The sequence below is a fragment of the Alphaproteobacteria bacterium PA2 genome, from assembly GCA_002256425.1.
In the GTDB taxonomy this organism is placed as follows: Bacteria; Pseudomonadota; Alphaproteobacteria; order Caulobacterales; family Caulobacteraceae; genus Phenylobacterium.
Genome location: NKIZ01000001.1, coordinates 2,431,429 through 2,445,458, shown reverse-complemented (window position 1 = coordinate 2,445,458; position 14,030 = coordinate 2,431,429). Strand labels below are relative to the sequence as shown.

At 63.9% G+C, this 14,030-nt stretch carries 12 protein-coding genes; 8 read left to right on the top strand and 4 right to left on the bottom strand.

Going from position 1 to position 14,030, the window contains the following annotated elements:
- Positions 1–83: 83 nt before the first annotated feature.
- The gene (locus CFE28_11730) at positions 84–923 is read right to left on the bottom strand and encodes an AAA family ATPase (GenBank protein ID OYU70597.1); all 840 of its coding nucleotides are present in this window, start codon (positions 921–923) and stop codon (positions 84–86) included.
- A 116-nt stretch (positions 924–1,039) separates the two neighbouring features.
- On the opposite strand from CFE28_11730, the gene yajC reads away from it, so the two are divergent.
- From yajC to CFE28_11700, 6 genes are all read left to right on the top strand, one after another.
- A complete protein-coding gene (gene yajC / locus CFE28_11725; GenBank protein ID OYU71688.1) occupies positions 1,040–1,399 on the top strand; it encodes a preprotein translocase subunit YajC in 360 nt (119 codons plus the stop codon).
- A gap of 9 nt (positions 1,400–1,408) precedes the next feature.
- Positions 1,409–3,001 carry a protein translocase subunit SecD gene (gene secD, locus CFE28_11720; GenBank protein ID OYU70596.1) on the top strand — a complete coding sequence of 531 codons (1,593 nt, stop codon included), beginning with the start codon at positions 1,409–1,411 and terminating at the stop codon, positions 2,999–3,001.
- A gap of 8 nt (positions 3,002–3,009) precedes the next feature.
- Entirely contained in the window at positions 3,010–3,951 is a 942-nt protein-coding gene (gene secF / locus CFE28_11715) for a protein translocase subunit SecF (protein OYU70595.1), read from the top strand.
- The gene (locus tag CFE28_11710) at positions 3,952–4,311 is read left to right on the top strand and encodes a hypothetical protein (GenBank protein OYU70594.1); all 360 of its coding nucleotides are present in this window, start codon (positions 3,952–3,954) and stop codon (positions 4,309–4,311) included.
- 77 nt (positions 4,312–4,388) lie between these two features.
- Positions 4,389–4,994: a hypothetical protein gene (locus CFE28_11705; GenBank protein OYU70593.1), complete on the top strand. Its 606-nt coding sequence runs from the start codon at positions 4,389–4,391 to the stop codon at positions 4,992–4,994.
- 65 nt (positions 4,995–5,059) lie between these two features.
- On the top strand, positions 5,060–5,743 hold the full coding sequence (locus CFE28_11700; GenBank protein ID OYU70592.1) for a phytoene synthase: 684 nt from the start codon (positions 5,060–5,062) through the stop codon (positions 5,741–5,743).
- Here the strand turns inward: CFE28_11700 and CFE28_11695 are convergent.
- Positions 5,740–7,119 (bottom strand): methylenetetrahydrofolate--tRNA-(uracil(54)-C(5))-methyltransferase (FADH(2)-oxidizing) TrmFO, encoded by a 1,380-nt coding sequence (locus tag CFE28_11695; protein ID OYU70591.1) that lies wholly within the window; start codon positions 7,117–7,119, stop codon positions 5,740–5,742. The two genes, CFE28_11700 and CFE28_11695, sit on opposite strands and share 4 nt — an antisense overlap.
- Positions 7,120–7,252: 133 nt before the next feature.
- On the opposite strand from CFE28_11695, the gene CFE28_11690 reads away from it, so the two are divergent.
- Entirely contained in the window at positions 7,253–8,119 is an 867-nt protein-coding gene (locus tag CFE28_11690; protein ID OYU70590.1) for a hypothetical protein, read from the top strand.
- Positions 8,120–8,347: 228 nt separating this feature from the next.
- Here CFE28_11690 and CFE28_11685 read toward each other — a convergent pair whose 3' ends face one another.
- Positions 8,348–8,959, bottom strand: a complete 612-nt coding sequence (locus CFE28_11685) for a glutathione S-transferase (GenBank protein OYU70589.1) — start codon at positions 8,957–8,959, stop codon at positions 8,348–8,350.
- Between the two features lie 72 nt (positions 8,960–9,031).
- Positions 9,032–11,929 carry an excinuclease ABC subunit A gene (locus CFE28_11680; GenBank protein OYU70588.1) on the bottom strand — a complete coding sequence of 966 codons (2,898 nt, stop codon included), beginning with the start codon at positions 11,927–11,929 and terminating at the stop codon, positions 9,032–9,034.
- A 232-nt stretch (positions 11,930–12,161) separates the two neighbouring features.
- Between CFE28_11680 and CFE28_11675 the strand changes: the two genes are divergently transcribed.
- Positions 12,162–14,006: a DUF885 domain-containing protein gene (locus tag CFE28_11675; protein ID OYU70587.1), complete on the top strand. Its 1,845-nt coding sequence runs from the start codon at positions 12,162–12,164 to the stop codon at positions 14,004–14,006.
- Positions 14,007–14,030: the final 24 nt, after the last annotated feature.

The following is a 14,030-nucleotide window of genomic DNA, read 5'->3' as shown; positions in this document are numbered from 1 at the left end:
CTCCCTGGGGTTGGCGAAGTTATGCCGGGGGAGGGGGTTTTTGACAATCTGGTTTTGAACAAGCGTTTTAAAGGGAACCTTTCCTAGAGGGGCAGGCTCTTGCCCAGTTCTCCCGCCAGATCCCGGATGAACTGCCAGGCGACACGGCCGCTCCGGCCGCCACGCAGTTGGGCCCACTGTAGGGCGCGACGCTCCAGGTTTTCAACCTTCAGATCGTGCCGCTCTGCATAGGCCGCCACCGCCGCCAGATAGGTGGGCTGGTCCATGGGTGGGAAGCCGATCCACAGGCCGAAGCGGTCCGAGACGCTGATTTCCTCTTCGGCGTCCTCGGCGGTGGCGATCAGGCCGCGGGCTTCGTCATGACCCCGGGGCATGAGGTGCCGGCGGTTGGAGGTGGCCACGAAGAGGACATTGGCAGGAGGGCCGGAAACCCCGCCCTCAAGCGCAGATTTCAGCGCCTTTGCGGCGTCGGCGCCTTCTTCGAAGGAGAGATCATCGCACAGGACGAGGAATCGCTCATTGCGGACACGCAGGGCGTCGAACAGGTCGGGCAGGGCGGTGATCTCGTCCCGGTCGACTTCCACAAGCTTCAGGACGGGCGCTTCCAAGGCCGCTGTCATGAAGGCGGCCTTGGCAAGCGAACTCTTGCCAGTACCGCGCACGCCCCACAGCAGGACGTGGTTGGCAGGGAGGCCCGCGGCGAATCTTCTGAGGTTCTCGAGGAACCTTTCCTTCTGGCGATCCACCCCCACCAGACTGTCCAGGGCAAGGGGATAGTCCGGGGCCGACCGGAAGACGCCAGTCGCGGCGTCATGGCGGAACAGGCGGGCGGAACTGAAGTCAGCCGGTGCCGGAGGTGGCGGCGCCATGCGTTCCAGGGCCTGCGCAATGCGCTCAAGGACGGGTTTGAGGTCAGATGTCATGGATTGAGTGATTAGCTTTAGTGGCGTTCCATTGCAAAACCGGGGGGGAACCCTTAGCTTCCGGCGACCCTGAAAGAGGGCGCACGGCTGCGCCCCTATTGACGACCGGAGAGGCCATGTTCGCCACCCCTGCTTTTGCCCAGACGACCGCCGGCGCCGCCCCGGGAATTGCTGGCCTGCCCGAGCCCTTCGGCTCGCTGCTGTTCTTCGTTCCGCTGTTTGTGCTTTTCTACTTCCTGATGATCCGTCCGCAGCAGCAGCGGATGAAGGCCCATCAGGCCATGGTTTCGGGCGTGAAGCGCAATGACACCGTGGTCCTGAACTCGGGCGTCATCGGCAAGGTGGTTCGCGTCGAAGACAAGGAAATCGGTCTGGAAATCGCCCAGGGCGTTTCGGTCAAGGTCGTCAAGGCGATGATCGCCGAAGTCCGGACCCGTGGTGAGCCTGCCGCCGCCGCCAACGACGCCAAGGTCTAGGCTCTTTCAATGATTGCGCCGTCGCGGTGGAAGACGTTCTCGGTCCTGGCGGCCGTGATCCTCGGAATCCTGTTCACCCTGCCCAACGTCCTGCCGCTGAGCACGCGGGACGCCTTGCCCGCCTTCATGCCCAAGAAGACCCTGAACCTGGGTCTCGACCTGCAGGGCGGCTCCATGCTGCTTCTGTCGGTGGATACCAAGGCCCTGCGGGCGGAGAAGATCACCAATCTGATCGAAGACACCCGCTCCACCCTGCGTGAGGAGACCATCGACTTCTCGGATCTGGGCCAGGTCGGCGGCGATGTTCTGGTGCGGATTTCTGATCCTACCCGGGTGAACGAGGCCATGAACCTGCTGCGCAACAGGGTCGGCGCACCTCTTCCCAACGGCACAGGTCGGGATGTGACCATCGCCCAGGGCGACGACCAGCACATCAAGATGAGCTTTTCCGACCAGGCCATGGCCGCCGAGGCGGGCAAGGCGGTGGAGCAGTCCATCGAAATCATCCGACGCCGTATCGACGCCCTTGGCACCAAGGAGCCTTCAATCCAGCGTCAGGGCGTTGACCGCATCGTGGTCCAGGCGCCGGGCGAGAGCGATCCCGAGCGCCTCAAGGCCATTATCGGCAAGACCGCCAAGCTGACCTTCCAGATGGTGGATGACTCGGTCACCCCGGCAGAGGCGGCCCAGGGTCGTATTCCGCCGGGCTCGATCATCCTGCCCAGCCAGGACGAGGGGCAGCTCCTTGTGAAGAAGCGGGCCCTGGTGGATGGCGGCATGTTGACCGACGCCCGCCAGAGCTTTGATCAGCAGACGGGACAGGCCGTCGTCACCTTCCGCTTCAACGGAGTCGGCGCCAAGCGCTTCGGTGACGCCACGGCCAACGGGATCGGCAAGCGCTTCGCCATTGTCCTGGACGGCAAGATCATTTCCGCCCCGGTAATCCAGAGCGCCATTCTCGGCGGATCTGGTCAGATCACCGGCAATTTCACGCCTGAATCAGCCAATGACCTGGCTGTGTTGCTGCGGGCCGGCGCCCTTCCGGCGCCCCTTAGTGTCGAACAGCAGAATACGGTCGGCGCCGAACTGGGTGCGGATGCGGTCAAGGCCGGCGCCATCTCGCTGGCCATTGGCGCGGCCGCCATCATCGTCTTCATCATCCTGGCCTATGGCCTGTTCGGCGTCTTTGCGGCCATCGCCCTGCTGGTCAACGTCCTGCTGATCTTCGGCGCCATGTCGATGACCCAGGCGACCCTGACCTTCCCGGGCATTGCCGGTCTGATCCTGACCCTGGCGGTTGCGGTCGACGCCAACGTCCTGATCTATGAACGGGTGCGGGACGAGGCCCATGCGGGCCGCTCGCCCATCAGCGCCCTGGATCACGGCTATGCCCGTGCCCTGGTGTCCATCCTCGACGCCAACATCACCAGCGCCATCTCGGCCCTGATCATGCTGATGTTCGGCGCCGGACCGGTTCAGGGCTTTGCCTGGACCCTGCTCATCGGGGTCATCACCTCGGTCTTCACGGCCGTGGTCATCACCCAACTGCTGATCGGCTGGTGGTATCGCGCCACCAAGCCCAAAACCCTGCCGATCGTTTAGAGGCCCCCATGTCCTGGCCACTCATCCGCAACCTGCCGCGGGAATTCAGTTTCAACTTCGTGGGTCTGGCGCCCTATGCCGCCATCCTGTCGGCCATACTGATCCTTGCGTCTGGCGCGTCCTTCGTCGCGAAGGGCCTTAACATGAGCATCGACTTTGTCGGCGGCACCCTGCTGGAAGTGCAGACCGCCGGTCCGCCGCCCGTGGCTGATCTTCGCGCCGCCGTCACCCGTGTAGGCGGGCATGACGCTCAGGTGGTGACCCTCGGCTCCGAAAACGGCGCCATGGTGCGCTTCCGGTCGGCTGAAGACACCAATGTCGTCCAGGCCACCGAAAAGGTCCGCAACGAGCTGTTCCGCGCCTTCCCGGGCATCAAGATCAAGCGCGCCGAAACGGTCGGGGCCAAGGTCTCGGGGGAGCTGGTGCAAAAGGGCTTCTTCGCCCTGGGCCTGGCCCTGCTGCTGATGCTTGGCTACATCTGGTTCCGCTTCCAGCTGCAGTTCGGCCTCGGCGCCGTCGTGGCGGTGTTCCATGACGTCCTGCTGACCCTGGGCCTGCTGTCCTTCATGCAGCTGGAATTCTCCATGACCTCGATCGCCGCCCTTCTGACGGTGATCGGCTATTCGATGAACGAAAAGGTCATCACCTTTGACCGGCTTCGGGAGAATCTGAGGAAGTACAAGACCACGCCCCTGGCCGAAGTGATCAACAAGTCGGAAAACGAGCGACTGTCCCGGACCCTGATCACCGGCACAACCGCCATTCTGGCCCTGGCCGGCGCCCTGTTCATGGGCGGCCCCGTGCTCTTCCCCCTGGTCTTCACCATGGTGTTCGGCATCATCATCGGGACCTATTCGTCCATCTATGTGGCCCTGCCGATCATCCTGCTGTGGGGTGTGCGCCGCAATGACGAGGACGCCGCCCCACTCAAGCCCGCCACCGCCAGGTAGATGGCCCGCAACGCCCCCTCGGTGGACGCCTATGGGGGCGGCGGCTTCCGTCTGTCCGGTGATTGGCATGAGGGGTCAGTCCTGATCCTGGAAGATGTCGCCCAACCCTGGTCGGCGACCTCACTGAAGGGGCTCACCCCTGAGGATTTCGCAGCAGTGCTGTCCGCGGGGTCCCTGGCGGTGGAATTCGTCCTGCTCGGGACGGGTCCAACAAACGGCTTGCCGCCAAAGGCTGTTCGCGAAGCCCTGGCCGGCGCCGGGATCGGCCTTGAATTCATGGACACCCCGACAGCCACCCGGACCTACAACCTGCTGACCGCCGAGGGCCGCAGACTGGCGGCCGCCCTGATCGCCATCTGATCGGCGGGTACTTTGCGCTAGATCAAAAAACCCCTATAGCTGCCGTATCAGGGCAGGATCCTAAAGGGGCGCAACCAATGGCCGGACTACTCTCCAATCTTCGTAACACCGTTATTCTCAGCTTCCTGATCTCCCTCGTGGTGATCGGCGGCTACATGCAGCACAATCAGGGCGCAGATCAGATTTTCTGGCAGGCAGTCCTGCGCTTCCTCCACGTCCTCTGCGGGATCATGTGGATCGGCCTGCTCTACTACTTCAACTTCGTGCAGATCCGCATGATGCCGGCCATTCCGGCCGAGCTGAAGCCGGGCGTCTCCAAGTACATCGCCCCTGAAGCCCTGTTCTGGTTCCGCTGGGCGGCCCTGCTGACCCTGGTGGTCGGCATACTGCTGGCCTGGAACCGCGGGTATCTGGTGGAAGCCTACACCCTGGGCGCCCTGCAGGGCTTCTCGGTGCCGCAGCACACCTTCATCGGTCTGGGCATGTGGCTGGCCACTGTCATGTGCTTCAACGTCTGGGTCTTCATCTGGCCGAACCAGAAGATCGCCCTGGGCCTGGTGGAAGGCGACGCTGACGCCAAGGCCAAGGCAGGTCGGACCGCCATGCTGTTCTCGCGGACCAACACCTTCCTCTCGATCCCGATGCTGGTCACCATGACCATGAACCAGACCCTGTTCGGCTAGGCCGACCAAGGTTTGTCAGAGATCTGGCCCGCTCCGAACTGGGGCGGGCCTTTTCGTTTGAACCCATGACCGATGACCTCGACCTCGATGACCTGCTCCGGCGGGTGGACCCCGACCGCTGGCTTTCCAGCCGGTTCATCGGGGATGTGCAGGCCCGCGCCGATGTGGTGGCGGTCTATGCCTTCGACCATGAGCTGGGCCGGGCGCCCAAGGTGGCCAGCAACCCCCTGATGGGCGAGATCCGGCTGGCCTGGTGGCGGGAGGTTCTCGACGAGGTGTACGAGGCCAGGCCCGTTCGCCAGCATCCGACGGCTCAGGCCCTTTCGGCGACGATCACCCGCCGGAGCCTTGCCCGCGAACCGCTGGAGTCCATGATCGACGCCCGCCTGCGGGAACTGGACGCCGAACCCATGACCCTGGATGAAGCCCTGGTATGGGCTGGTGATACAGGCGGAAACGCCGCCCTGGTCGCCGCGCGGATCCTTGATCCTCAATCAGACCTGGAGGCCGCCCGGGCGGGAGGTCAGGCCTGGGCCATTGGCCGGCTCATGGCTACCGCCGGCCTTGAAGGGGAGGGGGCTCAGTCCGCCCTTGTGTGCGCGCAGACGGCGTCAGCGAGCCTTTCTGCCGAAGCCTTTCCGGCCATAGCCCACGGTGCCCTGTCACGACCCAGGGCCAGGGGGCAGACCCCCGGCGATCTCGCCCTCCGCGCCCGCGTGATGTGGGCCGTCATGACCGGTCGGATCTAGGCGACCATCCAGGCGGCCAGATCGGCCAGGGCCCGCTCACCCACGGCCAGCTTTTTGTTGCGGCTCTTTTCCTTGGCCCCTAGACGGCGACCAGCCTCGTCGCGCTTGATGACCTCGACCGGGGGCAGGAGGCCGTAATTGATGTTCATGGGCTGGAACGAGCCCTTGCCGCCATCAAGGTGACCACCTGTAATGTGGCCGATCAGGCCGCCGAGGGCGGTAGTGGCCGGCGGCGGGGTCAGGGGCGCGCCAAGGCGCTCTGCGGCGGCGAAGCGGCCAGCCAGCAGGCCCACAGCGGCGCTCTCCACATAGCCTTCCACACCGGTGACCTGTCCGGCGAACCGCAGGCGGGGCTGAGCCTTGAGCCGCAGCTGGCCGTCCAGCAGTCGCGGGCTGTTGAGGAAGGTATTGCGATGCAGGCCGCCCAGTCTGGCGAAGACCGCCTTTTCGAGGCCCGGGATCATCCGGAAGATCTCGGTCTGGGCGCCGTGTTTCAGCTTGGTCTGGAAGCCGACCATGTTCCAGAGGGTGCCCAGGGCATTGTCCTGACGCAGCTGGACGACGGCCCAGGCCTTTTCCTGCGGGTTATGCTCATTGGTCAGGCCGACCGGCTTCATGGGGCCGTGGCGCAGGGTTTCCCGCCCCCGCTCAGCCATGACCTCAATGGGCAGACAGCCGTCGAAATAGGGGACATTCTCCCAGTCCTTGAACTCGGTCTTGGGACCCGCCAGCAGGGCGTCGATGAAGGCCTCGTACTGCGCCTTGTCCATCGGGCAGTTGATATAGGCCGCAGCGTCCCCGCCAGGACCTTCCTTGTCATAGCGCGACTGGCGCCAGGCCACGCCCATGTCGATGGACTCGAAGTTCACGATGGGCGCGATGGCGTCGAAGAAGGCCAGCTGGCCCTCGCCGGTCAGATCCAGCACAGCCTGGGCCAGGGCGGGCGAGGTGAGGGGCCCGGTTGATACTATGACATTGTCCCAGTCGGCCGGGGGCAGGCCAGCCACCTCTTCCCGGGCGAGGGTCACCAGGGGGTGGGCGAGCAGGCGCTCGGTCACCGCAAGGGAAAAGCCGTCCCGGTCAACGGCCAGGGCGCCGCCGGCCGGCACCTGATGGGCGTCGCCGCAGGCCATGATGATCGAGCCCAGTTTCCGCATTTCGGCATGCAGTAACCCGACGGCGTTTCCGGTCCAGTCATCAGCCCGGAAGGAATTTGAACAGACCAGTTCGGCCAGGTTCTCGGTCTGGTGAGCGTCGGTCTGGCGCAGGGGGCGCATTTCGTGGATCACTACGGGAACGCCTGCCTGGGCGATCTGCCAGGCGGCCTCTGATCCGGCCAATCCGCCGCCGATCACGTGTACGGGTTTGTGTGTCATGCGTGGCTTACTAGCAACGATCCGCCAAGATCGCGAGCGGGGCCTTGCGAGCCTGCGGCCTGCACCCCACAAGAGACTCTCGAAGGACTGGCCGAATCGCAGGCTCCGTTGAGCCGCTCGGCCTGGTGAGAAGATGACGAAGTTTTCGCCAAGTGAGGCGGCGCTGGAAGGTTTCAGGCTGAGCCGCGAGCAGCCAAGCGCCATCCTTGTGTGGAGCCTGCTCTACTTTATCGGTCTGCTGACCATGGGCGTGGTCATGAACACGATGGCGGCGCCCGAATTCAAGGCCTTCATCCAGAGCAATGGCATGCAGGGCGGGGATCCCACCGCCTATATGGCCATGCTGCGGAAGTCCTGGCCGATCTTCCTGATGATCGTGGTCATTTCCACAACAGTGTCCTCGATCCAGACCGGCGGCATTTTCCGCATGGTGCTCAAACCCCATGACAAGGGCGTTGCCCATATGCAGCTGGGGCAGGATGAACTGCGCCTTGGCATTGTGAACCTTGTCCTGCAGGCGATCGGTGTCCTGTCCTTTGTCATTGCGGCGACCTTCGCCCTGGTTGGCGGCCCGCAGGGCGCCATCATCGGTCTGGGCCTGTCGGCACTGCTGATCTGGGTCGGCGTGCGGCTGATCCTGGTGACGCCCATGACCTTCGGTGAAGGTCGTGTGGCCATTGTTCAGGCCTGGAAACTGACCGAAGGACACTTCTGGCCCCTGTTGGGCATGGTCGTCATGTCCATCGTCTTCTACGCCATGGTCTGGGCCCTGTTGCTGGTGATCGGACTGGGATTTGTTTCCCTGGGCGGAGGGGCGGGGACCATTTCCCATCCCTCGCATTTCCGGCCCCTATCAGCACTGGCCCTTGTGATGACCCTGTTCGTACAGGCCCTGACCCAGACCCTGCAGGTCGTCATGCTGAGTTCGCCCCTGGCCGTGGCCTACCGCGAACTCAAGGAAGATGACGCCTGGAAGGTCGGAGTCTGGTCCAAGCCCTAGGCTACAACTGCTGTCATACCGGCGAAGGCCGTTATCCAGTTGTATCAGCTGTGACGGCCGGAAAGGCCGGATTTCGGGTTCTGGCCGAACACAGAGCTCTAGGACCTGGACCCCGGCCTCCGCCGGGGTGACCGGTGTTCGGGTCAGGTTCGGCGTGCAACTCTTACCCCCGGTCATACCGGCGAAGGCCGGTGTCCAGTTTCATCCCCGGTGGTGGCCGCGCCTAACCTAAGCCGCAGCGCTGGCCCTTGCGGTCATGCGGGCGTGCCATGCGGCCAGGTTGGTGAACTCCGCTTCCATGGGCAGGCCGATCCACTCGGCGAAATCGACTGTGGAAAGCAGGCAGATATCGGCCATGGTCAGGGTGTTTCCGACCACGAAGTCATGGCCTTCCAGCTCGCGGTTCATGAACTTCTGGGCGCCCACATAGGTCGCGCGGTTTGACTCGCCGAAGTCCGTGAACTGGGTCAACAGGGCCGCAGTGCGCGGGTGGGCGTGACGCCAGAACTGGCCCACCGGCATCATGACGCTGAACTCGATACGGCGGATCCACATGTCCACCATGGCCCGCTCCACCGGGGTCGTCCCGAACATGGGCGGCTCCGGGTAAAGCTCTTCCAGATAACGGCAGATGGAGACGGTCTCGGAGATGCAGGTCCCGTCATCCAGCTCCAGGGTGGGGATCTGGCCCATGGCGTTCTTGGCGCGGAAGTCCTCGGACTTGTGTTCCCGCTTCATCATGTTGACCAGGGTTTCGGGCAGGTCGACGCCCTTCTCAGCGAGGAAGATGCGAACGCGGCGTGGATTGGGGGCCGGATTGGGCGCGCCATAGAGGATCATGGGGGGAGCTCCTGAAAGGTTCCCCCCGATCATACACGGGCGACCGCCTGTGGCGAGCCGTCCAGCCCGGGATCAGGCCCCGATCAGCTTGCGCCTTGCCGTGCGTCGCTCCGCATGCCGCGCCAGAACCTCGGCCAGATAGCGCCCGGTCCAGCTCTTGGGATTGGCGGCGACCTGCTCCGGTGATCCCATGGCCACCACTTCGCCGCCGCCGTCACCGCCCTCGGGTCCGAAGTCGATGATCCAGTCGGCGGTCTTCACCACGTCAAGATTGTGCTCGATGACCACGACGGTATTGCCCTGGTCGGCCAGCTCGTGGAGCACTTCCAGCAGCTTCTTCACATCTTCGAAATGCAGGCCGGTTGTGGGTTCGTCGAGAATGTAGAGGGTCTTACCCGTTGCGCGCCGGGACAGCTCCTTGCTGAGCTTCACCCGCTGGGCCTCACCGCCCGACAGGGTGGTGGCCGACTGGCCGACCTGGACATAACCCAGACCCACCCGCTTGAGGGTCTCCATCTTGTCGCGGACTGGTGGCACGGCCTTGAAGAAGTCGGCGGCCTCCTCGACGGTCATATCGAGGACGTCAGAGATCGACTTGCCCTTGAACAGGATCTCCAGGGTCTCACGGTTGTAGCGTTTGCCGTGACAGACGTCGCAGGTGACATAGACGTCGGGCAGGAAGTGCATCTCGATCTTGATCAGGCCATCGCCCTGGCACGCCTCGCAGCGGCCGCCCTTGACGTTGAAGCTGAAACGGCCGGGGCCATAGCCGCGCGCCTTGGCCTCGGGCAGGCCGGCGAACCAGTCGCGGATCGGCTGGAAGGCGCCGGTATAGGTGGCCGGGTTCGAGCGGGGGGTCCGGCCGATGGGCGACTGGTCGATATCGATGACCTTGTCGAACTGCTCCAGACCTTCAATGCGGTCGTGGGGGGCCGGGGCGTCCGAGGCGTTGTGCAGACGGCGGGCGGCGGCCTTGTAGAGGGTCTCGATGGTGAAGGTGGACTTGCCGCCCCCGGAAACGCCGGTAATGCAGGTGAAGGTGCCCGCCGGGATCTCGGCGGTAACATTCTTCAGATTGTTGCCGGTGGCGCCGACCACCCGCAGGACCTTCTTCTTCGAGATCGGGCGACGATCCAGTGGAACCTCGATCTCGCGGACGCCTGACAGGTACTGGCCGGTAATGCTGTTGGGGTCGGCCATGACCTCGGCGGGCTTGCCCTGGCTGACGATTTCGCCGCCATGGATCCCGGCGGCCGGGCCCATGTCGATCACATAGTCTGCTGTGAGGATGGCTTCCTCGTCATGCTCGACCACAAGAACGGAATTGCCCAGGTCCCTGAGGCCGCGCAGGCTTTCCAGCAGGCGGGTATTGTCCCTCTGGTGCAGACCGATGGAGGGCTCATCCAGGACATAGAGCACGCCGGTCAGGCCTGAGCCGATCTGGCTGGCCAGGCGGATCCGCTGGCTCTCGCCGCCGGACAGGGTGCCGGACGCCCGGCTGAGGTTCAGGTAGTCCAGACCCACATTGACCAGAAAGCGCAGGCGGTCATTGATCTCCTTCAGGATCCGCCTGGCAATTTCCATCTGCTTGTCGGTCAGACTGGTCTCCAGGGCGGTGAACCAGTCGCCGGCCTTGCGGATGGCCAGGCGCGACACCTCGCCAATGTGCTGACCGGCGATCTTCACAGCCAGGCTTTCCGGCTTCAGGCGATATCCGGCGCAGGCCTCACAGGGGGTGTCGGACTGGAAGCGGCCCAGCTCTTCGCGGACCCAACTGGAGTCCGTCTCCCGCCAGCGCCGCTCGAGGTTGGGAATGACCCCTTCAAAGGTCTTGTTGACCTCGTACTTCCTGGCGTTGTCGTCATAGATGAATTTGATCTTCTCCGAGCCCGATCCGTAGAGCACGACCTTCTGGGCCAGCTCGGGCAGCATCCACCAGGGCTCGTCCATGGAGAATTCGAAGTGGGCGGCCAGAGCCTGGAGTGTCTGGGTATAGAGGGGCGAGGGCCCCTTGGCCCATGGGGCGACGGCGCCCTTGTGCAGGGTCTTTTCCTTGTCCGGGACAATCATGTCAGGGTCGAAGGCCAGCTTGGAACCCAGGCCGTCACAGGCCGGGCAGGCGCCAAAGGGGTTGTTGAACGAGAACAGCCGGGGTTCGATCTCGCTGATGGTGAAGCCTGAGACGGGGCAGGCGAACTTCTCTGAAAACAGCAGCTTGCGGGGCTCTGTTTCACCTTCCGCGAGCCCGGCCCACTCGGCCACGGCGATGCCGTCGGCAAGTTTCAGCGCGGTTTCGAGGGAGTCTGCATAGCGGGATTCCAGGCCCGGCTTGGTCACCAGCCGGTCGACCACAATGTCGATGTCGTGCTTGAACTTCTTGTCCAGAACTGGCGCGTCTTCAATGGGATAGAACTCGCCGTCAATCTTCAGGCGCTGGAAGCCGGCCCTTTGCCACTCGGCGATTTCCTTGCGGTACTCGCCCTTTCGGCCGCGGATCACCGGCGCCAGCAGATAGATCCGCTCGCCCTCGGGAAGGGCGGTCAGTTTGTCGACCATCATGGAGACGGTCTGGCTCTCGATCGGCAGGCCCGTAGCCGGAGAATAGGGAACGCCGATCCGCGCCCAGAGCAGGCGCATATAGTCGTGGATCTCGGTCACAGTTCCCACTGTGGAGCGGGGATTGCGGCTGGTGGTCTTCTGCTCGATGGAGATGGCGGGGGACAGGCCTTCGATCAGGTCCACATCCGGCTTGCTCATCAGTTCCAGGAACTGGCGGGCATAGGCGGACAGGCTCTCCACATAGCGGCGCTGGCCTTCGGCATAGATGGTGTCAAAGGCAAGCGAGCTCTTGCCTGAGCCCGACAGGCCGGTGAGCACGACCAGCTCCCCCCGGGGGATGTCGACACTGACGTCCTTCAGATTGTGCTCCCGGGCCCCTCGGACCCGGATGAAGTTCAGCTGCTCAGCCATGAAATCCCAGAACGTCCTCAACCGACCGACGTCATCGCCGGAGCCCGCCAATTTAGCAATCGGACTCAGGGATAACATGGGAACAATAAGCGAACAAACGCCACAACAGGTTTGTCACTCCAGACTAACGCCCCAGCCGCCCGATTGTGTCAGCAAGGTTTGGCCTCTTCAGTGGACGCGGGCCTCTGCTTGGTCTCAGTATGCCGTAATCTGTTTTGCCTGGAGTACCCCAATGTCGATTGATCGCCGTCAGGTCCTGTTGTCCGCCGCAGCCGTCGCCCTGACCGGGGGCGGGGTAGCCGTCGCCAAGGCCAGTTCAGCAGAGACGGCCCTGAACGGGCGCCTCGATCGTCTTGGCAGGGACCTGCTCAACCGGTCGCCGGAACTGGCCACAGGCCTCGGACTCGACAAGGGCGCCAACGCCGCACTGAAATCGCGTCTCAGTGATGAGTCCTGGGCCGAGGTCGAAAGCCTGAACCGCCTCTGCCGGGACGAGCTCAGGGCGATCAAGGCCATTCCGGACGCGACCCTGAGCCACGAGGCTCGGATCAACAAGGCCGTCGCGGTCTACGCCCTCGAACTGGGCGTTGAGTCCGCCCCCTTCGACTTCGGCGACAACACCATGCTCAGCGCCATGAGCGAGAGCGCCGGTCCTTACGTGGTCAGCCAGCAGGGCGGGGCCTATTCCGGGACGGCGGAATTCCTCGACAGCCAGCACCAGATCAACACCAAGGCCGACGCCGACGCCTATCTGGCCCGTCTGCACGCCATGGCGAAGGTGGTTGATCAGGAGACAGACCGGGTTCGTCGCGATGCGGGACTGGGGGTCACTGCGCCGGACTTCATCGCCGAAAACATGCTGGGTCAGATGGATGGCCTGCTGGCCATTGCTGCTGGGGAGTCCCGGTTCGTGACCTCGGTCGCCGGTCGCGCAGCGGCCAAGGGGATTGCCGGCGACTACGCCGCCATGGCGACCAGGATCGTCGAGTCCGAAATCTACCCGGCCCTGAACCGCCAGAGAGAGATCCTTCGGACCAATGCCGCCAAGGCTGTCCATGACGCCGGCGTCTGGCGCCTGAAGGACGGCGAGGCCTATTACGGCTGGCTTCTCAAGCAGGGCACCAATACGACCCTGACCCCGGATGAAGTCCACCAGATGGGCCTTGAGCAGAACCGGGCCATCGAAGCGCGGATGGATGGGGTTCTCAAGGCCCATGGCCTGACTCAGGGCACGGTCGGGGAGAGAATGATCGCCCTGGGCAATGACCCGGCCCAGCTCTTCCCCGACACCGAGGCGGGCAAGCTTGAGGTCATCAAGCACCTGAACGACATCATCGCCCAGGTGCGCCCGCGTCTGGCCAGCCAGTTCAATCTGAAGCTCAAGGCGCCGGTCTTCGCCAAGCGCGTCCCCATCGAAATCCAGGACGGCGCAGGGCAGGGCTATATGAACACCGGGTCCCTGGATGGCTCGCGGCCCTCGACCTATTACATCAATCTGAAGTCGACCCGGAACTGGCCGAAATTCTCACTGGCCTCCCTGACCTATCACGAGACCTTGCCCGGCCATGCCTGGCAGGGCGCCTATCTGACCGAGAGCGGCCATGTGCCCCTGGTCCGGCAGATCCTGGCGGGGTTCAACGCCTATGTTGAGGGTTATGCCCTCTATGCCGAGCAGTTGGGCGATGAGATGGGCATGTACGAGAACGACTGGGCCGGTCAGCTTGGCTATCTGCAGGCCCAGCGGTTCCGGGCTATCCGTCTGGTGGTCGACACCGGCATGCATGCAAAGCGCTGGACCCGGGAACAGGCCATTGACTGGGCTGTGGCCAATTCCGGCCGCACCAAGGCGGCCATGACCAGTGAGATTGACCGCTATTGCGCCTCTCCAGGGCAGGCCTGCGGCTACAAGGTCGGCCATACGGAGATCAATCGCCTTAGGGACAGGGCCAAAGCCGCCCTGGGCGCGCGGTTTGACGTCAAGGTCTTCAATGACACCCTGGTCAAGACCGGAGCTGTTCCCCTGTCCGTCCTGGCGACAGAAGTGGATGCGCTGATCGCAAGAGGCGGGAAAGCGTAGGAATAACCGCCGCCGCCTCTGGAC

Bases quoted from the DNA above. Each gene is read 5' to 3' on its own strand.
- CFE28_11730 (OYU70597.1), bottom strand. From the start codon at position 923: ATGACATCTGACCTCAAACCCGTCCTTGAGCGCATTGCGCAGGCCCTG.
- yajC (OYU71688.1), top strand. From the start codon at position 1,040: ATGTTCGCCACCCCTGCTTTTGCCCAGACGACCGCCGGCGCCGCCCCG.
- secD (OYU70596.1), top strand. From the start codon at position 1,409: ATGATTGCGCCGTCGCGGTGGAAGACGTTCTCGGTCCTGGCGGCCGTG.
- secF (OYU70595.1), top strand. From the start codon at position 3,010: ATGTCCTGGCCACTCATCCGCAACCTGCCGCGGGAATTCAGTTTCAAC.
- CFE28_11710 (OYU70594.1), top strand. From the start codon at position 3,952: ATGGCCCGCAACGCCCCCTCGGTGGACGCCTATGGGGGCGGCGGCTTC.
- CFE28_11705 (OYU70593.1), top strand. From the start codon at position 4,389: ATGGCCGGACTACTCTCCAATCTTCGTAACACCGTTATTCTCAGCTTC.
- CFE28_11700 (OYU70592.1), top strand. From the start codon at position 5,060: ATGACCGATGACCTCGACCTCGATGACCTGCTCCGGCGGGTGGACCCC.
- CFE28_11695 (OYU70591.1), bottom strand. From the start codon at position 7,119: ATGACACACAAACCCGTACACGTGATCGGCGGCGGATTGGCCGGATCA.
- CFE28_11690 (OYU70590.1), top strand. From the start codon at position 7,253: ATGACGAAGTTTTCGCCAAGTGAGGCGGCGCTGGAAGGTTTCAGGCTG.
- CFE28_11685 (OYU70589.1), bottom strand. From the start codon at position 8,959: ATGATCCTCTATGGCGCGCCCAATCCGGCCCCCAATCCACGCCGCGTT.
- CFE28_11680 (OYU70588.1), bottom strand. From the start codon at position 11,929: ATGGCTGAGCAGCTGAACTTCATCCGGGTCCGAGGGGCCCGGGAGCAC.
- CFE28_11675 (OYU70587.1), top strand. From the start codon at position 12,162: ATGTCGATTGATCGCCGTCAGGTCCTGTTGTCCGCCGCAGCCGTCGCC.